The 24,101-nt window shown below is 30.9% G+C and carries 29 protein-coding genes and 1 pseudogene; 20 read left to right on the top strand and 10 right to left on the bottom strand.

All coding sequences use genetic code 11. The features are described 5' to 3' along the window. Positions 1 to 315: 315 nt before the first annotated feature. Entirely contained in the window at positions 316 to 1,467 is a 1,152-nt protein-coding gene (bioF, locus tag SYN6308_RS22690; protein ID WP_017295340.1) for an 8-amino-7-oxononanoate synthase, read from the bottom strand. 48 nt (positions 1,468 to 1,515) lie between these two features. Then, complete coding sequence (locus SYN6308_RS15370) at positions 1,516 to 1,959, bottom strand: Fur family transcriptional regulator (RefSeq protein ID WP_017295339.1); 444 nt, start codon at positions 1,957 to 1,959, stop codon at positions 1,516 to 1,518. A gap of 160 nt (positions 1,960 to 2,119) precedes the next feature. On the opposite strand from SYN6308_RS15370, the gene SYN6308_RS15365 reads away from it, so the two are divergent. From SYN6308_RS15365 to SYN6308_RS15355, 3 genes are all read left to right on the top strand, one after another. Beyond that, complete coding sequence (locus tag SYN6308_RS15365) at positions 2,120 to 2,689, top strand: peroxiredoxin (protein ID WP_017295338.1); 570 nt, start codon at positions 2,120 to 2,122, stop codon at positions 2,687 to 2,689. Between the two features lie 177 nt (positions 2,690 to 2,866). Beyond that, positions 2,867 to 3,598, top strand: a complete 732-nt coding sequence (locus tag SYN6308_RS15360) for a hypothetical protein (protein ID WP_017295337.1) — start codon at positions 2,867 to 2,869, stop codon at positions 3,596 to 3,598. A 25-nt stretch (positions 3,599 to 3,623) separates the two neighbouring features. Further along, positions 3,624 to 4,004, top strand: coding sequence for a DUF4346 domain-containing protein (locus SYN6308_RS15355; protein WP_017295336.1), 381 nt, complete (start codon positions 3,624 to 3,626; stop codon positions 4,002 to 4,004). A 95-nt stretch (positions 4,005 to 4,099) separates the two neighbouring features. Here the strand turns inward: SYN6308_RS15355 and SYN6308_RS15350 are convergent, their stop codons facing one another. After that, the gene (locus SYN6308_RS15350) at positions 4,100 to 4,993 is read right to left on the bottom strand and encodes a hypothetical protein (RefSeq protein WP_017295335.1); all 894 of its coding nucleotides are present in this window, start codon (positions 4,991 to 4,993) and stop codon (positions 4,100 to 4,102) included. A gap of 29 nt (positions 4,994 to 5,022) precedes the next feature. Then, the gene (locus SYN6308_RS15345) at positions 5,023 to 5,622 is read right to left on the bottom strand and encodes a DUF1517 domain-containing protein (protein ID WP_026102109.1); all 600 of its coding nucleotides are present in this window, start codon (positions 5,620 to 5,622) and stop codon (positions 5,023 to 5,025) included. A gap of 348 nt (positions 5,623 to 5,970) precedes the next feature. Here SYN6308_RS15345 and SYN6308_RS24970 point away from each other — a divergent pair, with 348 nt between their 5' ends. Beyond that, positions 5,971 to 6,117 (top strand): hypothetical protein, encoded by a 147-nt coding sequence (locus tag SYN6308_RS24970; RefSeq protein ID WP_017295333.1) that lies wholly within the window; start codon positions 5,971 to 5,973, stop codon positions 6,115 to 6,117. Between the two features lie 264 nt (positions 6,118 to 6,381). On the opposite strand, the pseudogene SYN6308_RS23990 reads toward SYN6308_RS24970, so the two are convergent. After that, positions 6,382 to 6,504: pseudogene (locus tag SYN6308_RS23990) on the bottom strand (transposase); the annotation flags it as partial. A gap of 105 nt (positions 6,505 to 6,609) precedes the next feature. Here SYN6308_RS23990 and SYN6308_RS15335 point away from each other — a divergent pair. The 9 genes from SYN6308_RS15335 to SYN6308_RS15290 all read left to right on the top strand — a co-directional run bounded on the left by SYN6308_RS15335 (position 6,610) and on the right by SYN6308_RS15290 (position 14,572). Continuing rightward, the gene (locus SYN6308_RS15335) at positions 6,610 to 6,876 is read left to right on the top strand and encodes a type II toxin-antitoxin system Phd/YefM family antitoxin (protein WP_017295332.1); all 267 of its coding nucleotides are present in this window, start codon (positions 6,610 to 6,612) and stop codon (positions 6,874 to 6,876) included. 36 nt (positions 6,877 to 6,912) lie between these two features. Beyond that, positions 6,913 to 7,137: a Txe/YoeB family addiction module toxin gene (locus SYN6308_RS22685; RefSeq protein ID WP_017295331.1), complete on the top strand. Its 225-nt coding sequence runs from the start codon at positions 6,913 to 6,915 to the stop codon at positions 7,135 to 7,137. 160 nt (positions 7,138 to 7,297) lie between these two features. Next, entirely contained in the window at positions 7,298 to 7,447 is a 150-nt protein-coding gene (locus SYN6308_RS24965) for a hypothetical protein (protein WP_017295330.1), read from the top strand. 208 nt (positions 7,448 to 7,655) lie between these two features. Continuing rightward, entirely contained in the window at positions 7,656 to 8,342 is a 687-nt protein-coding gene (locus SYN6308_RS15320; RefSeq protein WP_017295329.1) for a VWA domain-containing protein, read from the top strand. 30 nt (positions 8,343 to 8,372) lie between these two features. Beyond that, entirely contained in the window at positions 8,373 to 9,557 is a 1,185-nt protein-coding gene (locus tag SYN6308_RS22680; RefSeq protein ID WP_017295328.1) for a protein phosphatase 2C domain-containing protein, read from the top strand. A gap of 11 nt (positions 9,558 to 9,568) precedes the next feature. Further along, entirely contained in the window at positions 9,569 to 11,290 is a 1,722-nt protein-coding gene (locus SYN6308_RS23985; protein ID WP_017295327.1) for a protein kinase domain-containing protein, read from the top strand. A 152-nt stretch (positions 11,291 to 11,442) separates the two neighbouring features. Next, positions 11,443 to 12,588 (top strand): restriction endonuclease, encoded by a 1,146-nt coding sequence (locus SYN6308_RS22665; RefSeq protein WP_306301639.1) that lies wholly within the window; start codon positions 11,443 to 11,445, stop codon positions 12,586 to 12,588. After that, positions 12,588 to 14,096, top strand: coding sequence for an LlaJI family restriction endonuclease (locus SYN6308_RS15295; protein ID WP_017295326.1), 1,509 nt, complete (start codon positions 12,588 to 12,590; stop codon positions 14,094 to 14,096). The genes SYN6308_RS22665 and SYN6308_RS15295 overlap by 1 nt, the downstream gene beginning before the upstream one ends. Further along, on the top strand, positions 14,093 to 14,572 hold the full coding sequence (locus SYN6308_RS15290; RefSeq protein ID WP_017295325.1) for a hypothetical protein: 480 nt from the start codon (positions 14,093 to 14,095) through the stop codon (positions 14,570 to 14,572). The genes SYN6308_RS15295 and SYN6308_RS15290 overlap by 4 nt, the downstream gene beginning before the upstream one ends. Here SYN6308_RS15290 and SYN6308_RS15285 read toward each other — a convergent pair. Both SYN6308_RS15285 and SYN6308_RS15280 read right to left on the bottom strand, forming a co-directional pair. Continuing rightward, on the bottom strand, positions 14,569 to 14,811 hold the full coding sequence (locus SYN6308_RS15285; protein ID WP_017295324.1) for a hypothetical protein: 243 nt from the start codon (positions 14,809 to 14,811) through the stop codon (positions 14,569 to 14,571). The genes SYN6308_RS15290 and SYN6308_RS15285 overlap by 4 nt on opposite strands. Positions 14,812 to 15,010: 199 nt before the next feature. Then, a complete protein-coding gene (locus tag SYN6308_RS15280; RefSeq protein WP_017295323.1) occupies positions 15,011 to 15,313 on the bottom strand; it encodes a putative toxin-antitoxin system toxin component, PIN family in 303 nt (100 codons plus the stop codon). Between the two features lie 355 nt (positions 15,314 to 15,668). On the opposite strand from SYN6308_RS15280, the gene SYN6308_RS15270 reads away from it, so the two are divergent. The 5 genes from SYN6308_RS15270 (at position 15,669) to SYN6308_RS15250 (ending at position 21,270) form a co-directional block, all read left to right on the top strand. Further along, complete coding sequence (locus SYN6308_RS15270) at positions 15,669 to 16,298, top strand: hypothetical protein (protein ID WP_017295320.1); 630 nt, start codon at positions 15,669 to 15,671, stop codon at positions 16,296 to 16,298. 52 nt (positions 16,299 to 16,350) lie between these two features. Then, a complete protein-coding gene (locus SYN6308_RS15265; protein WP_017295319.1) occupies positions 16,351 to 16,860 on the top strand; it encodes a hypothetical protein in 510 nt (169 codons plus the stop codon). A gap of 377 nt (positions 16,861 to 17,237) precedes the next feature. After that, a complete protein-coding gene (locus SYN6308_RS15260) occupies positions 17,238 to 18,347 on the top strand; it encodes a reverse transcriptase domain-containing protein (RefSeq protein WP_017295318.1) in 1,110 nt (369 codons plus the stop codon). A gap of 41 nt (positions 18,348 to 18,388) precedes the next feature. Then, the gene (locus SYN6308_RS15255) at positions 18,389 to 19,168 is read left to right on the top strand and encodes a hypothetical protein (RefSeq protein WP_017295317.1); all 780 of its coding nucleotides are present in this window, start codon (positions 18,389 to 18,391) and stop codon (positions 19,166 to 19,168) included. A gap of 29 nt (positions 19,169 to 19,197) precedes the next feature. Next, entirely contained in the window at positions 19,198 to 21,270 is a 2,073-nt protein-coding gene (locus SYN6308_RS15250) for an AAA family ATPase (protein ID WP_017295316.1), read from the top strand. A 46-nt stretch (positions 21,271 to 21,316) separates the two neighbouring features. Here SYN6308_RS15250 and SYN6308_RS15245 read toward each other — a convergent pair whose 3' ends face one another. The 3 genes from SYN6308_RS15245 to SYN6308_RS15235 form a co-directional block, all read right to left on the bottom strand. Beyond that, positions 21,317 to 21,538, bottom strand: a complete 222-nt coding sequence (locus tag SYN6308_RS15245; protein WP_017295315.1) for a type II toxin-antitoxin system HicB family antitoxin — start codon at positions 21,536 to 21,538, stop codon at positions 21,317 to 21,319. 3 nt (positions 21,539 to 21,541) lie between these two features. Next, positions 21,542 to 21,796, bottom strand: a complete 255-nt coding sequence (locus tag SYN6308_RS15240; protein WP_017295314.1) for a type II toxin-antitoxin system HicA family toxin — start codon at positions 21,794 to 21,796, stop codon at positions 21,542 to 21,544. Positions 21,797 to 21,891: 95 nt separating this feature from the next. Next, complete coding sequence (locus SYN6308_RS15235) at positions 21,892 to 22,149, bottom strand: DUF2281 domain-containing protein (RefSeq protein ID WP_017295313.1); 258 nt, start codon at positions 22,147 to 22,149, stop codon at positions 21,892 to 21,894. 293 nt (positions 22,150 to 22,442) lie between these two features. On the opposite strand from SYN6308_RS15235, the gene SYN6308_RS15225 reads away from it, so the two are divergent. Together SYN6308_RS15225 and aqpZ are read left to right on the top strand one after the other, a co-directional pair. Next, entirely contained in the window at positions 22,443 to 23,066 is a 624-nt protein-coding gene (locus SYN6308_RS15225) for a TVP38/TMEM64 family protein (RefSeq protein WP_017295311.1), read from the top strand. Between the two features lie 242 nt (positions 23,067 to 23,308). Continuing rightward, positions 23,309 to 24,046: an aquaporin Z gene (gene aqpZ / locus SYN6308_RS15220; RefSeq protein WP_017295310.1), complete on the top strand. Its 738-nt coding sequence runs from the start codon at positions 23,309 to 23,311 to the stop codon at positions 24,044 to 24,046. Positions 24,047 to 24,101 lie beyond the last annotated feature (55 nt).

The raw sequence follows: 24,101 nt of genomic DNA, 5'->3' as shown, positions 1-24,101 counted from the left end.
TAACACCATTTTTAATCTTCAATAATCTTAATATTTTTTTAAGATTTCTTTTTTAGATTATATGGTATATTTTCAAAAAAAATGCAAAATCAGTCTAGATCTATCCTAATTTGCTCTTATATCAGCATATCTCATCTTTGAAAATAGTGAACAATTCATTAATTTAGACTGACGATCGTTTAAGAAAGTTCCCTATTTATAGTTCACTCAGGTAAAATAGATTGTGGACTTTGAAATTAATAAAATTTTCTCAGTACGATGTTGCCTCTTGCCTTTCTTCATGTAAATATACAATTAATTTGCCTACTTACTTAACTATGCCATCGCAATCGAATTTTTAAGAGTTGTAAAATGTATTGGTTGATGGGTTGCCATGACAGAAAAACGAAGGCGACTGGTGGACACTGTAGGCGGTCTGATGGCGGGGACAAAAAAGCCATTCTCCCGTAGTTTTAAGCTCATTTTTAGGGCTGATTCTGCATTTTTTGACTTTAAACACAAAATCGCTGATTCTGTGGGGAAAAAGCTCAAATTTAAAGAAATGAATACTTGTTTTAAGAAAGTCATATTTTCCCATAAGTTCGATCGTCTTTCTGAGTCATGTTTAATAATTTCAATACCTTTTAATGCCGCCGCCGTATCTGCAGGAGATAAGGCTGTGGTATAAATCCATGTAGGGCAACGATTCCGCAAAAAATCGATTAAAACCGCACTACCTGCCACATAACCGCCTAAACTGCCGATAGCTTTGCTTAACGTGCCAATTTGAATAATATTATCGTTTTTTACCCCAAAATGTTCTAAACATCCCGCCCCAGTTTTACCCATAACTCCTGTAGCGTGGGCTTCATCTATTAGTAACCAACAATCATATTTATTAGCAATTTGCCTCAATTCAGGTAAAGGGCATAAGTCACCATCCATACTAAAAACGCTGTCAGTAATAATTAAACAATGACGATAATGCTCACGATTTTGCTCTAATTTGTGAATTAAATCTAAACAATTATTATGGTTATATTCTATTACTTGACTTTGACTTAATTTTGCTCCATTTTTTAAACTAGAGTGATTATATTCATCTCCTAAAATTAAATCTTTTTTGCTCATTAGTGCTGAAATTGTGCCTATATTAGCAGTATATCCTGAACTAAATATGAGGGCTTTTTCTGTGTTTTTCCACAGGGCGATCGAACTCTCTAAATCTTCATGTAATAAACGATGTCCACTCAATAACCTTGAGCCAGTACTTCCTGTCCCATACTTGTAAATAGCTTCGATGGAAGCCTCCATTAAACGAGCATCTGAAGCTAAAGCCAGATAATCATTACTCGCAAAATTAACTAACTTTTCCCCTTCCAATTCAATTACCGCCCCTGATAACCCCGTAATGGTTTTTTCTTGACGATACCAATTCGCTCTTTTTATGGTGTTTAAAGATTTTGAGAGATATTCAGACAGAGACATAATTAGGGTTGGATAAAAAAGTTTTCTGATGAAGATAGGTGTTAGGTTTTAGGTATTAGGTTTTAGGTGGCTCGTATTACAAGATATTCGATCGCACCTACCTTCCACAATCACTTCATATTTTGCCACTTTTAAGCCCGATCGAACTCCATTTAAAGTAAGATTAGAAAAAGCATCCCAAGGAATATCCTCAATTTTGCCACAACATTGACAACGAAAATGATGATGGGGTGAAATATTCGCATCATAACGACAAACCCCCTCCTCCAATAAAACCTGTCGCACTAATCCTACCTCTTGCAAAGTTTGTAAAGAAAGATATATCGTGGCTTGAGATAAAGTCGGCACATCTTGATTTAAGTCAGACAAAATTTGTTCCGCTGTAGGGTGATCTGTCCTATTAAGTAAATTGGTATAGACAGCAAATCGCTGAGGGGTAACTCTTAAACCCTTTGATTTTAAAGTTTGAATAATACTATTTTTATCGTACATTTTTAAAAGTTTTAATCGAATACTCTTTAATCTAGCATAACAAAATAAAACAATTCTTGTTATTGACAAATTCTTAAATAAGAGTTATTCTTAAATGTAAGGCAAAACTTGCCCTTAAAAATCAAGTAACTATAAGTAAAATTACTTTTGGAGTATAAAAATGGCTGTAATCGAAAAAGTACCAAGCGTTGTATTTAAAACCCGTGTGCGTGACGAATCCATCCAACCCAATCCTTACCGTTGGGAAGACAAAACCACCGAGGAAATTTTTGGCGGTAAAAAAGTAGTTGTATTCTCCTTACCCGGTGCATTTACCCCTACTTGCTCTTCTAATCACCTTCCCCGTTACGAAGAATTATACGAAGAATTTAAAGCCCTCGGTGTGGATGAAATCATCTGTGTCTCTGTAAATGATGCTTTTGTTATGTTCAAATGGGGTAAAGAAATTGGTGCTCAAAACGTCTTTTTATTACCCGATGGTAACGGTGAATTTACTCGTAAAATGGGTATGTTAGTTGACAAAGCTAACTTAGGATTTGGTCCTCGCTCTTGGCGCTATTCTATGGTAGTTAATGATATGTCGATCGAAAAAATCTTTGTTGAGCCCGGATTCTCTGACAATTGCCCTACTGATCCTTTTGAAGTATCTGATGCTGATACCATATTAGCTTACCTCAAAGGCGAAACCCCTGCGGGAGTTTCTGCACCTCGTAAAGAGTTTATTGGTTAATAAATAATATTCTCCGAAAATAAAAACATTAAACGAGTTTTTAGCCCCTTTTTAGGGGTTTTTTTACACAAAAAATTAGAGGTAAAATATCTACTATTTTCTCATAGTTGAATAGCATTTTTTATTACATTAACTTTAAATTTATCTTTAACAATCTTTACAACTCTTAAATATTACATGAAATTATTATATTTATCTAAAGATAAAGTGTTAGGAAGTTTTGTGACTGCTTTAATTGCTGATAATTTAAGCTCTAATCTTCACCAAGAAAAAATAATTTTTAGTGAAAATAATCATTTTATAAATCTACTAAATAATATTTATAACCTAAATTCTATTTTACAATATAACAGCTCGATCGAGCTTTTTCCATTGATGATTTATAGTTATGAAAATAGAGAAACTTTAGAGATTATTAACCAACTTAAAAAAGAACAAAAAGCTATCGAAATTTTAATTATTATAGTTAATCTTATCCTTGTCGATCGAATCAATTTTGATGAACCTATACAGCAAATAATTGAACATTTAGAAACTAAAGATATATCTATTATTAATAACCTTAATCAGCTCGATCGAATTCTAAAAAATCAAGAAACTTTGACGATCGTTAATGAAATATTTAACACCGAATTTGACATAGAATTACAAGAAATTTATCAAGCCTTATACATCTTTTTTAGTAATCCCTATCACCTAGAAAATTCCTTACAAAGAAGTCAATATTTTGTCAAAAAAACTCAAGAAACCATAATTTTATCAGGGTATTTATTAGGCTTATATCACGGTTATTCTAAGTTACCTTATCAATGGCATAATATCCTTAACCTTAACCCAGAAAACACTGAAATCGAGATATTAACAGAAAAATTAGTTGCACAATGGCAAGGAAAAATGGAAAATAAATAAAGGTAATTAATTGAAAAAATCAACTATGACAGCTACATTATCATTAACCGATATAGATAACGAACTATCCAAAAGAGATATACAGTTAGACCCCCACGGATACTTTATTATATATTTAAACAGAGAAGATAGATTAATTTGTGCCGATCACTACACCAACGCCATTAATGATAAAGGTTTAGCCGTTGATCCTGATACGGGAGAAGTAATCGCCTGTAAAGGTAGTAAACCCAGAATGGCAACTCAAACTTTCACGGGTAGAACCGCTAAAGAAATCTGTGTTAATCTTTTAGAAAAAAGTACACCTATTCCTCTGAGTATGTTCGATCATGCTGGTTATTTAGGTAGAGAATTTATGCGTGCGGAATATGCATTAAAAACTGGAGAAGATTATATTCAAGATTAAGACTTTGGATTAATCCAGTCGGTTAGGTTAAAGGAAGTAGTCGGGGGAAGAAACTCCCCAACATTCTTCCATAACAAATATCTTTTTCTGTCAAGTTAACGGCGACGACGGCTACCAAAACCGCTACTTCTTCTGGCAGGAGCGCTACGGCGTACTCCGCTAGATTTATTACTGCCAAAACTATTGTTACTTGGCTGTCTAACTTTATTCGATGTGCCGTTGGTTTTTAAATTACTAGAGCCTATTCCAGAGCCTGTTCCTTTGCTACTATTGGTATTAACTCGATTAATGGTATTACCTGAACTATTTTTAAGAGTTCCAGTAGTACGCACTGATTGACGATTTTTTTCCACAGAAGGCACTGCATTGTTATTGGTACGATAACTTTGTACTGCTTGATCATAACTGTTACCATAACCACCAAATCCTGTTAAATTTCCGCCCGATCGATATACAGGTGGTACATAATATTGAGGTCTAAAAAGCATACTACCTAATGCTTGTCCTGCTAACGCCCCAGCAAAAGGACTCCAGAAGCTCGATTGTTGTCGCACGACAACGGTTTCTTGTCTGCCCGTTTGAGGATTGGTGACGGTTTCAGTTTCATTATGAACATACTCAATACGGAAATCTTCTGTAAGGTGCATCACTGCTTCGTTACCGTTAATTTCCACAAAGGTTTGTTGTCCATTTTTGATTTCTTCATCGGTTAACCTTGCCATTTGTAGATTAGTGGTGCGAAATACGGGACTACTTCCAGCGGGGGTATTTAACAACATTAAGGTATATTCCCCGTCAACATCATTAAATGTTGCTTGTTGTATGGGATATTGTCCACTAGCAATGTTGTTTTTGGGAATACTACTATTATTAGTGAAAGTAGTGGGATTAGTGGGATTAGTGGTATTTACGCTATTAGATGAACCACAAGCAACAGTACCAAAACTGAGGAGTATGGTTAAAAAAATAGCAACAATTGACTTAAACATTATGGATTTTATTTGTTAATTTGTAATTTTTATAACGGAATTAGCTCGGGAAAATTGATTAATATTTGATCTGATGTGAGTTGTTCTCCTAGCCTAGCTGGGGAAAAATGAAGGGCGATCGCACGATATTTATCTTTGTAATTAAGATTAATAAGAGCTTTCAGTCCATCAGTTAAGGCTGATCTATCAGCTAAATCAGTTTCAATTTCCGGAACTTCACCTTCAAAGGCTACTGTGATCATAACAATTATATTATCCGTTACGGGGAGAGATAGGGGTGTGTTTTCCTCTACTTCTGCTAAATCTGGCTGACTTAGATACCGTTGTGCTGAATCTGTAAATAAATCTGTAACGAAATCTCCCGCATCTCCTTCATTCCAAAACACATCTCCTTCGTTGGAGGCACTTTGCCAATAGGTCTGATATTGCAAGATTCCTTCACAGGTATTAACTAAAGATTCTCCCATCACTGTCATATCACCGTCTGCATCTACTGCCATTCTAGCATTTTGGTTTAATATCCCTAATAGGGGTGCAACTTCTTTACCTTGTAAATGAATAAAAATTCTTGAAACTACATATCTAGTTTTACCAACAAACTGATTAAAACGATCGCCTATACTCATAATAATTGACAATAAACAGTGAATTATCCTACCTAATAGATAATTATACTTGGCGAAGGTATAATTTGAGTTTGATGAAGGTCGGTAAGACTTAAAAACTTATTAAATCAAGCTAATATCTCTGTTGAATATTTTATAAATAATCCCAACAATTACTTTAAATGTTCGATCGCAAAGTGTCTCGGCTCGATCGAGCTATGCCCAGAGGCTTAACTCCTCAAATTTTGGCAGTATAATTCTTGTTTTTCTTATTCGCATCAAATCATAGATAATCTCGTAAATATCGAGATATGATTGAAACAAATTTAATTTAAAGTTACAATATTAATATATTTAAAATTGATAAAGACAATGCCTATTGGAAGAATTAAATGGTTTGGTGGATTAAATACAAAGACAAATAAACCAAATAATTATGGTTTTATTCAACCAACAAACAGTAATTTAGAAGAAAATATTTTCGTTAATCGTACTGATATTATCCAAGAGTTACAGTAGGTAATAGAAGGAAGAAACGGTGAGGGCGTTTATGTTGAATTTGAAATTAGAGAAGATAGACAAGGAAGAAAAAGAGCCGTTAATCTAAAATTGCATGAATTATTAGGTGTTGTTGAATGGTTTAAAGAAGGGAGAGGATACGCACAGTGTGAAAATCGCCCAGATGTTAGAATTTCAAGTAATGATTTAATAGAGAATCAGCAAGATAATATTAACTCTGAGGATATTTTATTATGGCTCTTCTACAGTAGTTATGATAGATTGTTAAATTACTGACCAATTTAATAAGATTCTTCGCTGAAAATTCTCAAAATTTGTCATGCCATAAGCTCTTCTCTTAATCAATTTAATTTTTTGATTAATTTCTTCTACTATACCTTGACTTGTCCTTTTTTGTTTTGAATATTTGTAAGATTAAATAAATTATAAAAAATATAAATACAATATGCTAGAGTGAAAATAGTCTATAAAATTTATAATAATTATATATCGATGACAGTAACGAAAACTAAAAGTATTATTGTTCAAGAAAAAAACTCTACTCTTTCTAATTTAATTGAGGAAGTCAATCAGTCTAAGGAGGCGACAATTATTACTGTTGATAATAATAAACAGGCTGTTTTAATATCTTTAGAAGAATGGAAATCTATTCAAGAAACTTTATATTTAATCTCGATTCCCACTGTTAAAGATGACTTAATTGAAGGGAAAAATACTCCGTGGGAAGAATGTTTACCTATAGATAAATTAGACTGGTAATGTGGAATATATCTTTAACAAAAAGAGCGTTAAAAGATGCTAAAAAAAATTAATAATTCTGGCTTAAAAAATAAAGTAGAAAAACTGATAGGCATATTGAAAGTTAATCCATATAAAAATCCACCTTCTTACGAAAAATTAACAGGAGATTTAGAAGGAATGTACTCAAGAAGAATCAATCTTCAACATCGTTTAGTTTATGAGGTAGATAATGAGAAAAAAAGAGTAAAAATATTAATGATGTGGACTCATTATGAATAATTGTTAATATTATCTTTTATTATAAGTTCGATCGAGCCTCCCTAAATAACGGCTAAAGTCGTAACGACAGACTAACCTAATCTCATCTTTTTAGCTTTTATTTAGTAATATTTTTATATTTTTGCTACCATGAATCTTAGTCTGTCAACATCAAAAGTTTATGTACACCACAGAAGTAATTAAAATTTCCGTTACTCCTCAAGTAGCGAAAGCCTATCAATCCGCTACCGAAAAAGAAAAACAACGTCTAAGTTCGATCGAATCTCCCTATTTTGATGGCAAAGATAAGATTGATTTTGAGCTAAAATAATGAACGAAAACACTTGAGCGAACTATATCCAGAGGCTTAACTCCTGAGATTTTAGCAGATATTCTTAATGACTAACTTATCGAAATATGTACTAAAGATCAATGTTCTAATAGTATTTTTCTCATTCGCACTTAAATACTTAATTTTTACTCCAATTATCGGTATGCTATTAAGTAATGGACTTTACAATTAAGTAGAAGGAAATTTTATGACATCAACTTTAGGTCTTTCAGGAGTTAAATACGCAGTAGATTTAGTTATGTGTATTGATGCAACAGGTTCTATGGGACATTTAATAGAAGAAGTGAAATCAACTGCGATGACTTTTTACGAAAAGTTAGAAGACAAAATGAAAGAAAAACAAAAGACAATCGATCAGTTAAGAGCAAAAGTTATTGTTTTTCGTGATTATTACTGCGATCCAGAAGAAATGACAATGATATCTTCTGAATTTTTTAATTTGAGAACTGAAGCACCTGAATTTGCTCAATTCGTCTCTTTAATTGGTGCTGGTGGTGGAGGAGATGAGCCAGAAAACGGTTTAGAAGCATTGGCATTAGCGATTAATTCCGATTGGGAAAAAACACTAGATTTTCAAAAACAACGTCATATTGTGCTTGTTTGGACAGACGCTAGTTGTCATCCATTAGAAAAAAGCCCAAAACCGAGTTTTTATCCTGATGATATGCCCAACACTTTAGATGAATTAGCAGATATGTGGGATGATATGTCTAATAACTCTAAAAGATTACTACTTTTTACCCCAGATAGCTATCCTTGGATACAGATTGCTAGTAGTTGGGATAATACGATTCAGTTACCTTCGGAAGCAGGTCAAGGTATGGAAGAATATGAAATGGCAGAAATACTTGATGCCATTGCTAATAGTATTTAAAGTGTTCGCTAATAATCACCAAAATTAATTATGTATGAGCAAAAAAAAGAAAATAAAACTGATAATATCCCCTTAATTGTCCATTTAGAAATTGCTGATAACAAGGGAGAAGATACACATTTCTTTATTGATCAGGAAATTATTAGTTTAGGGGTATTAGATGGTTTAGGTGGAAAATCAGCAGGTTTTGATGGTAAAACAGGTGGACAAATTGCTTCTAATTTAGCCTGTGAGATAGCCAGAGAAAAATTAGCAGAATTAAATTCTGAATTAACACAAGAAAAAGCAATTTTTATCCAACAAAATATCTGTCAAATATTGGAGGAAAATGCTAGAGAAAAAATAAAATCAAGGATAAAAGGATCTTTAAGTCACAAGTTATGCACAACAATAGCGATCGCTAATTTCCCTAGAACAACTTTAAACCAAGATATTTTTTGTATAAATTTATCTTGGATAGGAGATTCTCGAATTTATTTCCTTAGTCCTAACATTGGATTGCAACAACTTACAAAAGATGATCTTACAGAAGAACAAGACGCATTTGATTTAATTTATAAAGATTCGCCTATGTCAAAATATTTAACAGCGAATACTCAACCAGATTGGACAATTAACTTTAAACAACAAACTTTTAAAGAAAAGGGAATGTTAATTATTTGTACAGATGGTTGTTTTCAATATTTGAATACTCCTTGGGATTTTGAAAAATTAATACTTGATACATTAACAGATTGTGAATCTCTACAAGATTGGGAAACACTTTTAACAAAAAAATATGATGAGCAAAAACAAGATGATATTTCGTTGATAATATACCCTTTAGGATACCAATGGCAAGATTTTAACAAAATAAAATCTGAATATATCCACCGTAGAGATTTTTTAATAGCTAACTTTTATAAAGATAACTCACAAAATAATAATGAGTTAATCCAATTCTGGAAAGAATATAAAAAAAATTATGAAGAATATTTAACTGAAAAAAAACAAGAAAAAATATTTCAAAATATTCAAGAAGTAAACAATGTTGATAGTAAAAATAATGTTATTAAGTGTCCTAAATGTGGTGAAATTGAGGACTTTAGTAAAGAGGAAATAAAACAATCAAGGAAGATCACTAGAAAAGGTAAAACAAAATCTGGAGAACAAAAATATAAATGTAAAGGATGTGGTAAAAATTTTCAATATTCAACAAGTGCAAAATTAGATTGAGGAGCGAATAAATGTCTTATAAAACAGGTGATATTATTGCTAACAAATATAGAATTACCCGTGATTTTAGTAGTGCTGGAGGAGGTACTTGTCAATGGGGTTTTGTCGTTAATGAAGAAAACGATGATGAAACCGAATATTTTATTAAAGAATTTTTAAAACCTGTTTTCCCTACGGATTTAGCATCGGGTAGTGAAGGCAGAAAACAAAAAAGAAGAGAAGAATGCTATCGTTTTGAAGAAAGACATAAAGCTATCCAAGATGCACTTTCAGTAGTTGGTACTAGCGGTTTAGTAGTAAAAACTGAAGACTTTTTTAGATATGGTGATGAATATGGGGAACACTATTTCAAAATATGTCAAAAAGTTGACACAAGTTCTTTATCATCACAAATTCATACTTTAGATATACAAAGTAAACTGTTAGTTATGACTACAGCTTCTTTTGCTCTTAAAATATTACATTTAAGAGATATTATTCACTTTGATTTAAAACCTGATAACATTTTAATACAGAAACACAATGACGCACATATAGCGAAAATTATTGATTTTGATAGTAGTGTACTTAGGGATGATATTATTGACCCTTCTTTTTTAATGGGAGATCAAATATATTATTCTCCTGAAGTAGCAAAATATATAATCAGTAATGGAGAAACCGAAGTTCCAAATGAAAAATCAGATATATTTTCTCTAGGACTGATTTTTTGTCAATATTGGACAGGACAATTACCTTTATTTCCCCATCAATATAATTATGTTTATGAGGCAATTTTGGACAAGAAAAAAATATCTATTCCTAATCAGCAGAAAGACATAAAACAAGAGTCAAGATTAAAAATAAGTGCAAGTCTGCGCTCTCAAGAAGATAAGGAAATACATGAACTAATTAAAAATATGTTGCATGATGTGCCTGAACATCGTCCTTACGCCCAAGAAGTTCATCAAACACTACTGGATATTAAGTCTCGCTATTCTCCAAATAAAGGAAGACCAACAATTAGAACAAAATTCCGCAGATCCTCAGTAGGAGTCAATTTTTGGTATAAATGCCAAAACTGTGACCACGAAGGGGAGTTTTTATCTCTGGAAGAATCAACTTTATGTAATAGCTGTGGAAGTGATGAGTTTATTATTAAGGAAGATCAAGTTTGGAATTGGTTAAAAACTATTAAACAAAGAAACCAAACTATTATGGTCAATGTATGTGGTTATAATAGGGGCGGTATTCTAGTGGAAATACAAAATGAGCGGGGATTTATTCCTGGATCACACTTGTTGAAGAATCAAAAACAAAATTTGGAAGATTTATTGTATAAGAAGTTAATCGCTAATATAATTGAGCTAGGAGAATGTGGAGATATTATTCTTTCTCACCGTCAGGCAGTCGCTAATTTTAAAAAATTAGAAGAATTTAGTAAACTCCAGAAAGGTCAGTTAGTAACAGGGAAAGTGGCTGGAATTAAACCTTATGGTGTTTTCATTGATATTGGAAAACAAACAACTGGATTACTTCATATAACAAACGTTAGTAACGATTATATAAAAGATTTAAACCTAATATTTAAACAAGGATTAGAAGTCAAGGCAGTTATTGATGATATAAATGAAGATAAAGCCCAAATTGCTCTATCTACTAAAATTCTTGAAAATTATGATGGTGAAATACTATCAAATTTGGAAAAAGTTATGAACGAAGCTGAATTACGTTTAAAAGCGTTGGAGCATTAATTTTTCTTTATTTTAGTATTTTATAGTATTATTTTTTGTTATTTATCAAAAGTCAAAAATGAACAAAAGCCCAATTCAAAAAATTCTCTTTGGAAGTCCAGGCACTGGCAAAAGTTACAAAATATACTTGGCGAGGGCATAATTTGAGTTTGGTGAAGGTAGGCAAAAGGCAAGTAGGCAAGAGGCAACTATACATTTTGCAACATCAGATTATAACCTTGATGAGTATAGATAATCTGATTATTCCTAAAGAATTAAATATTCAAAAAAGCGAAACCCCAGAAAATATAATCAAAACAGTATTTCATCCTGAATATACTTATGGTGATTTTATGGGTAAACTTGTTCCCCTTACACGAGGTGATAAGGTTGAATATAGATATTATGAAGGTCATTTCCTAAAAGCATTGTCAAGAGCTTATAAAAATTTTTTGGAAGCTCATAATAAACACGGGGAAAAGCTCTCAGATATAAAAAATGTTGTATTGGTAATAGATGAGATAAATAGAGGTAATTCTTCTGCCATATTTGGCACTGTATTTCAACTTTTAGATAGAGATAAAGATGGTTGGTCTAGCTATGAACTTAATATTACCGAAATTGAGTTTTTAACGTTATTAGAATTAATTGGGGTTAAATTATCCTATGACAATAAAGGTAATTTAGAAGGGTATCATTTGCCACCCTATACTTCAGAAGCCGTCAAAAACCTTGAGAGTCTGCAAAAAAAAATCAACTTTCTTCAATTTAATCTTGTTGAAAGAATTATCAAAATCCCTCCTAACTTGTCAATACTAGCAACCATGAATACTTCAGACAACTCTATTTATTTTATGGATAGTGCCTTTAAAAGAAGATGGGATTGGGAATTTATTGATTGGAATGATGACTGTCAAATGCCAAAACCTAAATATGGAAGTGCTAATGACGATGAATATGGCTATTTAACAGAACTAGAATGGAAAGAATTAGTTAAAGGAATAAATCAATTTATTAAGGATCATCATCAATCTATCAGAGGCATCGAAGATAAGCAAATAGGGTATTTTTTTATAAAAGAACGCCCTATTTCTTCAGAGTTAATAAGAAATAAATTAATGTTTTTTTTATGGGATAGTGTCTTTAATAGGGACAAAAAACCTTTAATACGTTTATTAGATATTGATTCTGAAGATTTAATAACTTTTGGTGACTTTACTAGACAACATAATAATTTCCTCAAAAAAATACAGCTTAAGTATGAGTTAAATATTAAGCAAGATTCCAGAATACGTCATAGTATTTTAACAAGTAAATAATGTTTAATTTTTCTAATTTGATTATCAACAAAAATAATCAAGATAACTTTGTAGGTATTCGCAGATATACATTAACAGGACAATTTGAATTTTGTCTTCCTCTCGGATTTGATGATTTTCCTGAAGATAATTTTGAATGTATTAAAAATTTATTTTTTTCTCTTTATCGAACTTTTCGTAAATTTGAAAAAGACAATATTAATAACGAAAAGTTTAAATTAAATCAATCAGAATATCAAAAGAATCAAGATGAAACCATTTTAGGAAAAAATGGAGTTACTCTTATTAATGAGCAAGAAGAATCTTGTATTATTTACAGTAAAATAAGAATGATTGAACAAGTCTTAAATGCTTATGACCCACTTGCTATTCAGTCAATATTACAAAAAGAAAGACGAACAGACAAAGTTAACTATAGCTGTATTGACAAATATTTGCATAGGGCAATTTATTTAGATGATGATGTAATTTTTATTGATAAAATGGATTTACCCAGTCCTACTTTACATTACCAAAGTACTGATATTGTTACCTTTTTTTGTTATATTCTTAGTGAAATTATAAAAGAATTACAAGAAGATGTATCAGAAAATATAAAAAATAATCTTAAAGATATTCATTTTTTAGGTGAACAATTTAAAAATAATTATCTAACAGATAATCAATCTATTTTTAGTGAAGAAACATCTGCGGAAACCATTAAAATTCTCAAAACAATATTAGAAATTATTGATGAAAATACTTATTATAAAGATAATGATTATTGGGAAATATATGAAGCAATAGAACTATTTTTATATGGTGATATAGATCCTCAAAGTGAAGATGGAGAATATTGGGGAGTAAAAGGATTTTCTTTTGTGTGGGAAGATATGTGTAATACATATTTTTTTAAAAAGAGTTTTCAAGATATTGTTTATGCTGATGCTGATATATGTCTAAAAAACTATCGGAATGAAGTCAGAAAAGATTTAGATGTGAATCGAGTAGGAAACTATTGTCTTTCTAACAAAGATGAAAATAATCTTATTTGGATTTATACAGTTAAATCTTCAAATAACAAAGATACATGGCAGGATTTATTATGTATAGAATATGATTTGAGTTTAAAAATTTTAGACAATACAAATAATTTAAACACTATAAAACAAGGAAAATTATTAAGACGTTTTCTGCGACCTGATTTAGTTTTGAAAAATTTAGATCGGATCAAAATTTATGATTATAAATATGTAGATATAGAATTTTATGAAAATAATTGTCATAAAAACTTATGTAATACAGCCAAAAAGTATAGAATTGATTTAATCAAACAAATGACTTACGAATTAGCTTTACAATCAATTCCTAAAATGATTGTCGAAGATAACGCTTTTCTTATTCCATATTATATAACAAATAATAATTTATTATTTGAGGTGGGGGAAATTAAAATAACAGAAGGAATAAAAATATATCATACTAACTTTAGTATAATTCAAAAATCTTACATTGAAGAAAATTTATGAAAAATAGTATCAATTTTTGTGGTTATATTGTAGAATCTTCAGATTTTTATAGCCAATATATGCCTTTGATTTCATTTGACTCTGAAAAAAATCGAGAGACTGTGAATAACTATATAAGCAATGAAGCTGATAAATTTTTTAAGAAATTAGATATTAACATTATAGTTAGTCAAAGTTTTATAACTACATCTAAATCCATTACAGACTTGGAATTTCAAACAATAGATATTACTTATTTTTATGAACAGTTATTTTTAGGCTTATGGGAGCGAGATAACGAGAAAAGATTAAAAAAAATAGTAAAATGGGGAGTCACTTTTGACAAAAAATGTACTCCTATCAATAGTGATACTAATTTGCGTCCTTTTGGAACTATTGATATTAATAAAACTCCTGTTTTTTATTACCTTTATTTCACTATGCAAGAAATACTAGATGCTGTTCGATATAGTGATTCAATAGTTAAATTTTATTAGTTTTTAGTTCTTCCCAAAGAAATTTGAATGTCAGCTAAATTATAAAATGTTTTGGCTTTATCTTTAATTAAATTTATAATTGCTATTCCATCAATAAATTCACAATGTTCTCTTTCAAAGTAAATGTTTTTATTGTCATCAATAAAGCAATCTGAAATCGAAGCACTATCTTTGGTTATCACTTTCCAATATAAGTTTGTAATGAATTTTCCTTGAGAATCATTTATCTGAGCAAACATAAGTTTTTAATTCTGAAAATATTAAATTATGTAACCAAATTATAGCATTCAAAATGTTAACCTAAAAATTAAATTAATCTTTTAACAAGAACACTACAATCAACACAACATCGTTATATTCTTTCTGATTCATCAATTCTTAACAGTGAAACCATTATTGAAAATACTCGTACTTCTGTTCGCTTGATCGAATTTTTTATTAGTTGATTTCTGCAATAAATTGTAAAAATTGTCTTGGTGTTAAAACAGGAATACCTTGAAACGGATGCAATTCTAACAAGTCTTTATCCCCCGTTATAATATGCGTTGCATTTCCATTAACTGCTAACTCTAAAAATTTATTATCGTTGGAATCTCGACAAATCTCTATTTTTTCATTAATTTCTATAATTTCTGCTTCTACAGATAAACCAGCTAGAAAATCCTCACGAATATCTCTGGAAAGATAACGATCGAATTTTTGACGACTCAATACATCAATTAGTTCTGATAAAATTTTCATTGAGAATTGATTCTAAAATTTCTGGAGTCATTCCATTGGAGATCGCTTGTTGACTTGCTTCTTCCATAATGTCTAGCAGTGGTTTTTGATTAATAGCCTTTTTTTAGCATTACATTGAGAAACATACCAATTTTCTGCCGTTTTTCAGGTTTGATTTCTCGGTAAGCCTTGGCAATTTCAGGATCAACTTCAATGGTAATTGTTTCCATCGTTTCTTAAGAGTTAACTAGAGAATATCTTTAATTATAATAGTAAAAATCCTTAAACACTTAATTCGTCATTAGCATCAAAGATCAACTAAACTCTTAATCTTTGAATTAAAGTAGTAGAGTCGCAAAATAAATTGGGTAACAAAATGAGCCAAAAAAGCTATTTAGAACAATATCCGCCTATCACCCTACGAAATTATTACCGTGAGAAAATTTTGCACAATCAAGCCCACTGGTTTTTAGCCACAGAAACAGCCGTGACTTTCCCTCCTTTACATCAAAAAGGCTGGTGTCGTTACTATGCTATTCCTGATTTTGTCTCTAGCTATTTTCGTTTATTAGCTCAAGGCTCAGAAATTGTCGAGCAAATTTTGGAAATTAGTCAGCGAGACTACCTCGTTTCTCCTCAAGATAATCGCCCTGTTTTACTGTCTTTGATGGAATCTGACATTCATCGAGTTATTGCGCCCATCGCTATTACTGCATGGTTAACAGTAGATGAATTTCGTTGGGAAAAATATATTCCTCAGATACCTCGTGATTTAAACTACGGTTTAGTAACTCAATATCCCGAAGCTATTTGTGCTTATGGCGCGTTTATGGCTAATTTTAATCGCCCTCAATTCCTTCATCTCCTATCCACCGCTAGTATTGATAAGTGTGGGTTATTAGCTCAAAAAGAAGCTAATCGTCAAATACAAGAATTGAAAATAAAAAGATTCTTAGGTAATCACAAGGTTCGATCGAGCCTAACCACTTTTCGATCGAACTTTTAAGGTAAAAATTTTATTTTCCATCTCACAAAATTAATATCTACAAAAATAAAGAATGATTAATCATCTCAAAGATTTGGCACGTTGGCTATATCCTAAACCCACTGTTAATTATTTATCAGATCATAGAATAGTTTTGATTTCATTTCCCGAATGGAAAGATGAAGAAAATGATATTTTTCATCCCAAGACGGATTTAAGTTGTATTATGCTCAAGTGTGAAGATTCAAAAGAGGGATACTATGTTAGAGAACCTTTGTTCACCATCATAGATGAATTTCAGGACTATATTATGATTGGTTGTTGGTATATTAACACCACCAGAAAAAAATCGTGGCAAGACTATTTATCCTTAGTTGAATTTACCGCAAGTCGCATTCATCCCGATTTAGAGGAGGCAAAAAAAACCTTAGATATGGTTAAACCATATGCTACAGAAAAAGAAGAAAAAATATATTTAGATTGGCAACAGTTTTATAAATTATTCACAAGTTGGCAATGGATAGCATTACAGGATTTAAGAGTAATTGACATTATCGATGGAAAAATTATTTATTTAGATTAGACTTCTGGTAAAAATTATGATTTTTGCACCGTATTTCGGGCTTCTAGCCCGATTTATCCCCGATGTCTATTAATTTTCTAAAGAAATTAAGATTTCCTCATTAGCATCAAATCACTGATTTTCTTGAGAAAGTAAGATAAACTAATTAATAGTTAAAACTAAATAAATCACTTGTAGGGTAAGATATTGATTTCCATTGTAGATACTGCGATGGTGTATTTCAAAGTTAGCTTTACGAGAATGTTATTGAAACGTTTTTTGTTTCAACGATATTTTACATATATAAACGTATATATGGATAAGGTAGAATACAACCTGCAAGTGATTTTTAGTTTTCTTTTCAATCACAAGTTTTTATTGTTAATTCAAGAGTAATAATGACGATAAATCTTCCTCAATGGCAACTTATTTTTCCTCATCTGCACAACCAAAATCCGTTATTACTCCAAGATTCTCCCGAAGAATTAAGCAAAAAATTTTATGAATTAAAAACCCCTTTAGATGTTGCTAAACTCTTAAATATTCCTCATAAAAGGTTAGTTTATCATCTTTATTTAGTTGACTCCCAAAAACGTTATAAAACCTTTACTATTCCGAAAAAATCAGGGGGTGAAAGACAAATATCAACCCCCATTACAGCATTAAAAATTATTCAACAAAAACTTAATCAGGTTTTACAGGCAGTTTATCAAGTTAAGCCTTCCGTGCATGGTTTTGTGCAAGATAAAAACATTGTTACTAATGCAAAAGCCCATGTCAAAAAACGCTATGTTTTAAATTTAGACTTAGAAAACTTTTTCCCTTCCGTCAATTTTGGACGTGTTAGGGGTATGTTTATGGCGATTCCCTATCATTTACCTCCCGATGTGGCTACAGTGTTAGCGCAAATTTGTTGTCATAATAATCAATTACCCCAAGGTGCGCCGACTTCTCCCATGGTTACTAATATGATTTGTGCCAAGATGGATAGTCAATTACAGCGTTTAGCAAAGGATTGTAAGGCAACTTATACTCGTTATGCTGATGATATAACTTTCTCTACTACTCTCAAGGATTTTCCTCCTCATTTAGCGTATATCGTTGACTATGGCAATAACGAAAAAGTGATGTTAGGAGAATCATTGTTGAATATCATTAGAGAAAATGGGTTTAGTGTGAATGAGAAGAAAACCCGTTTACAAACTAAGGGTAATCATCAAGAGGTAACGGGATTAACCACTAATCAATTTCCCAATGTGGATAGACGCTATGTGCGTCAAATAAGGGCGATGCTTCATGCTTGGGCTAAATTTGGTTTAGAATCGGCACAAAAGGAGTTTGAAGAAAAATATCATCATAGTGCCAGATTTTCAGGGAAAGAAATCCCTCGTTTTCAAGACGTATTAAAGGGTAAAATAGAGTTTATCGGTATGGTTAAGGGTAAGGATGACAGTATTTATCAAAAATATATTAGTCAATATTATCAACTATTAAAAATTTATTTTTAAACAGGATATAACATTTTATTTAATCTTTATATTTATAAGTAATGGATGAAAATGTAGAACTCATATTAGAAGCATTAAAAGAGCTAAAAAAACAGTTAAAAATTTCTAATAATTGTAAATATAATAGCCTTGAATTTGTAAAAGCAAAAACTATTAAAGAAATAGAGAATTTATTAAGAATATTCTATTCAGAAGAATCATCTTTAAATTTTGAGGATTATCATATAAACTATGATTTATATTTCAATGATCATCAACTATTTAAAACACAATTAGAAGCAGATAATTTAAGAATGATAATTGCCAGATATAAAAATGATTTTATGGATTTTTGCAAATTTGCGTGGTTACAAATCGAACCAATTATTAATTTTTTAATAGGTACTAATTATCAATATAATAATAATTTATTTGAAAATGCGAGTAATATAGTTCAACAAAATATAAAGAGTGATTATGCGAAAGAAAATTTTATTAATAAAATAAATCAAGGAGATATTCAGAAAATATGGGGACTACAAAAACTGGAACTATGTTTAGTTATTATATCTAATAATTCAAGTAAAATTTATCAAAATATAAAAAATGAAGAAAGAAAAAAATATTTATTATTATCTAGTCTTTATGAATTAAGAAATATTGCTAGTCATAGAGAAAAAGGAATGATAATTGTAGATAGGATTAAAGAAATAAAATATTATTTGTTCAAAAATAAGGCTTCAGAATTGTACTTAAAACAAGATTATCAATTAATTAAAAAAGCTATTCATTGGTTTATTTGTCGTTGTAATCAATGGATTCCTAAACAGGCTAGAAAATAATTATCAATACAATTTTTTAAGATATTTCTATGATTTCACACATTTTAATCGGTTGCCCAAGTAGCGGAAAATCAACTCTAGCTAATCATATTATTCAACAAGATTCTAATTATCAAATTGTCTCCACAGATAACATTAGAAAACAACTTTTTGGTGATGAAAAAATACAAGGAGATTGGCAGTTAATTGAAACAGAAATATTTAAACAAATTGACAGTTATATTCAAGCAGGAAAACCGATTATTTATGATGCCACTAACGCTAAAAGATGGTGGCGAATTAGTCTTTTGGAAAAGTTAGCTAAATATAACGATATTAACTGGATTGGTTGGTATTTAAAAACTCCTTTAAATCTTTGTTTAGAATGGAATCAAAAGCGCGATCGAACAGTGCCAGATGATGTTATAACTAATTTATATCAATCGTTAAGAAATTTTCCGCCTCTTCCTGCGGAGGGTTTTTTGGCGGTTTATGAGATACCTTTTCGAGATGGTAAATTAGAAGTTAATCAATTTAATAATCAACTGTCAAAATTGCATCGAGTACAAGTTAATCGCACTAATCGCACTGCTCATAGTAAAGTAAAATTTCATCCTTATTCAAGGTTACTAGATTTCGATCGACTTTTCCACCTCATCAGCTTAATAATTAAATATCCTAATCTCGGTAATTTATCACAATCTAACCCCGAATTAATTAGAGAAATTTTTGGAGAAGATATTAAATTTGATAGTGAGATAGAAGAAATTTCTGCCATTATTACCCGAAAAATTAGTCCTATTTATGCCTCACCAGAAGCCCTCAAAAAAGATTTACTTTGGTTAGAAAAAATGGGTATTATTAATCAACAAAATTATTTACCATTACCAGAGATTGAAATAGTAAATATTGAAGATTTAGTAACTCATCCTTACTCTGATATTGAACCATTTAGCCGACTCATAAAAACCATTCATTTTATTATCCATAATCCCCTAAGATGGGAGAAAAAAGAAGGATGTTTGCACAGTTTAATCAAAGCCATGCAAAATGAAGAAGTGATCAATATTAATTGCAGTGATAGCATTCGCAAAGATATAGAAAAAATCTTAAAACCCTTTAATATTTTACCAGATTTTACCATGAAAAAAGGTTATTTTATCGGCACTGGAATTTTATCTCACACGGATTTAATTCAAGTTTTTCGCTTATTAGAAGCCCAAGCTAATAGTTTATCTGATCCTGTGGCTTTATTGGTGTATGAAACCTTTAAAAGTCGTCTAGGAGATGCTAGAATTGCTCATCCTGAAAGTTATCCCATCAGGGCAATTTATAATAAAAATATTGTAGATTTAAATAGTCTTCCTAATACTTCTTTAGTCCGCAAAATTGATGTCTTAGAAAGTTCGATCGCATCGGGAAAATTGTTAGAATTAAATCGCTTTTTTGGTAGTGCAGAATTTTATCAAAATGACTCAGAAAATAATGAAATAGATAATAATAATTACTTTTTAGCCTATCCATTACAAATAGTTTTTCATAATATTGGATGGTATTTAGGCTATGAATGTATTGAAGGAAAAGATAAAAATTTATTCAAATTTGAGCGTTTAGATAGATTATTTTTAGGTAAAAATATTAATCAATCCAGAAGTATAAAAGAACAAGAAAAAGCCTTAAATAAATTACAACAACTATATCAAGCTAGTGGCGGAATTTTTCTGGGAAATAATGCTAAATTGCAAAGACAATATCTCGCTCACGAAGTGGCACTGCTCGATCGAAAACATAAAAAAGACGCTGAAATAATCATAGAATTATGGTTTAATGACTATACTTTTAAGTTTATTAGTGAAGGTACAAATCGATTCCCTTTGAAACAAATGAAAATGTCCCCTCGTCTTCATAAAAATAATGATAAAACACCACCTTTTACCCTCAAAAATACAGAAGATAAAAACTTTCCTAATCGTTTTCAAGTAAAATTACCTTTATGGTCATTAGAAGACATTGATTTATTACGGTGGATTGTCGGTTTTGGGGGGCAAGTTAAGGTAATTAATCCCCCCGAATTAGTAAATAAAGTTAAGCAAATAGGAGAGGCTATTTCTCTTTTATATTAAAGAAGCTATTTCTATTTTATAGAGAAGTTTAAATATCGACATTTAACTATCCAGCAATTTGATAAATAATTGGTGTATATTTAGGTAAAGGAATGGGTTTATTTTTTTCTTTAGCAACTTCTAACCATGCTTTTTTAGCAATTAAAACTTCTTGTAATGCTTCTTCTGGAGTGTCTCCGTAAGCAGAACAGAATTTTAAATCAGGAATATCAGCAATATAGCCTTGATCTTCTTCACTATAGAATATATTAATATGATAGTCTTGCATATTTTATTCCCCTTTATCTAAAGTTAAATTATATTTTTCAATCAATGCTAAAAATTGTTTGACTTGATAGGGAGAAACCTCTCCTTTTTTATTTTGAATATTAATAATTTCAGGTATATCATCTCGATTATAAATATGATGACTACCATTAATTCTTGCTAACTCAAAACCGAAGCCTTTTAATAATATTTCAAATTCACTAAATTTAACATTTTTACTTCCTTCTAGTATTTTAGCTAATAACTTTTTCTTATTCATGTCTTTTTTAAAGTGATTTAATTATCAGTGTTATATCCTGAATAATATTATTGTCATTTCACTTAATATTATGTCAATTAGGCTAAAATTTGACATTAGCATATATTATAATTTTCAGATTCTTTGTCCTTTTCTAAATATTCCCATAATTGACTAATGGGAATAGTTTGCCCTATCATCGTTTCATGCCAAGAGACAGGACAATCATTAACGACATTACTACTATTTAATTGAGTAATATTACTTTGGTTATATTTTTCCTGAAGATACTCTGCATAATATAATAATTTCTCTTGTAAAGATAGAGGCATTTTTTCCAAAGTTTTTAATATTTGTGTTTGAATATTTATCATAAGTTTTAATTTGTTAGCAACTTTTTTTTAATTTAATATATTGTAAAAATAAAGTATCCAATTATGGTTTATTTTGAATTGAGATTATCTTGATTTTATATTATCCTAATTCTAAATTATTGGTGAGAATTTTAACTACCCAAGGGAAGTTAAATTGATTCTGTGATTAGTAGATATTTTCTCAGAATAATTATTTTGCACATTTCCCACCATCTTTATTAACGATCGATCTTATAATATTTTTATGATCAACAGCCTTTTTATTATTAACGATCGATTCATCATTATCAATCATGGAAATTTTTGAATATATCAACAACTTTTTCAACAACTTCACCGAATCGATCGAACTTTGGGGAATCTGGGGAGTCGTGGGGTTTATAATTATTTATATCATCGCCACGATCTTTTTGATACCCGGTTCAGCCTTAACATTAGGGGCAGGGTTAATCTTTGGAATATTAAAAGGCTCTATCTTAGTATCGATCGCATCGGTAACAGGTGCAACCCTCTCTTTTCTAATCGGACGTTATTTTTTACGAAGCTGGGTAGAAAAACAAATAGAAACCCAACCTAAGTTTACCTCGATCGATCGGGCAGTAGCAAAAGAAGGCTGGAAAATTGTCGGCTTAACAAGATTATCTCCCCTATTTCCCTTCGTATTTTTAAATTATGCCTTTGGAGTGACAAAAGTATCCTTAAAAGATTATTTCTTTGCCTCATGGATAGGGATGTTACCCGGTACAATCATGTATGTTTATATCGGTTCAATACCGAAAACCGCCCTAGAAGCCACCACAGGAAACACCGATACATTGCGCTTAATCTTAAATATTATCGGTTTTATTGCTACCGTTGCAGTAACAATTTATATCACAAGAATAGCAAAAAAAGCTCTCGATGATCAACAAAACTAAAAACTAGAGAGAATTGATAATTGAGAATTGATAAAAAAAACCTAAGACGCATTAAACTTGCATTTTGAAGAATTAACAAAAATGACTGGTATTTCGTTACCTTTTGTCTATCCTCATTAGACGAATAAAATGCAAACTAGCTTATATTTTAATCTTGATAAAACTTATTATTCTGTTTTTTTGCTAAGTTTTATAATTTTACTGAACTTTACAATAACTTTATAAAATTTACAGCAAAGATAATGAAAAAATACGTAGCTGAATTAATCGGTACTTTCTGGTTAGTATTAGGTGGTTGTGGTAGTGCCGTTTTAGCCGCTAATTTTGGCGGTGAGGGTAATCCTTTTGGTATTGCTTTTGTGGGAGTTTCTCTTGCCTTCGGTTTAACTGTATTGACAATGGCTTATTCTGTAGGTCATATTTCGGGAGGACATTTTAACCCGGCTGTTTCCTTTGGTTTATGGGCAGGAAAACGTTTTCCTAGTTCAGAATTACTACCTTATATTATTGCTCAAGTCATAGGGGCGATTTTAGCAGGTTTAATTATTTTAATCATTGCCAGTGGTGCAGAAGGTTTCGCATTAAGTGGCAGTAATCCTTTAGCCACCAATGGTTATGGAAACCACTCCCCCGGTGGTTATTCTCTGTTATCTGCTTTAATTATAGAAATAGTAATGACATTTATTTTTCTTATTATCATTTTAGGCTCAACGGATAGAAGAGCACCAGCAGGATTTGCACCGATTCCCATTGGTTTAGGATTAACATTAATTCACTTAATCAGCATTCCTGTTACAAACACTTCTGTAAATCCTGCCAGAAGTACTGGAGTTGCCCTAGTTACAGGTAATATAGAAATTATAGGACAATTGTGGTTGTTTTGGTTTGCCCCCATTTTAGGTGCTATTTTAGCAGGTTATCTTTACTATAGCTATTTTGCTGATGCTCCATCAGTGCCAGATGAGGAAATGGGAAGTTAATTTTTAGCAATAAAAAAAGTTCGTAGTGATGACTTTAGTCATTATCCATAAGCCT

The organism is Geminocystis herdmanii PCC 6308, assembly GCF_000332235.1.
Lineage (GTDB): Bacteria > Cyanobacteriota > Cyanobacteriia > Cyanobacteriales > Cyanobacteriaceae > Geminocystis > Geminocystis herdmanii.
The sequence above is the reverse complement of the archived record's forward strand: the minus strand, read 5'-3'. Positions and strand labels throughout refer to the sequence as shown.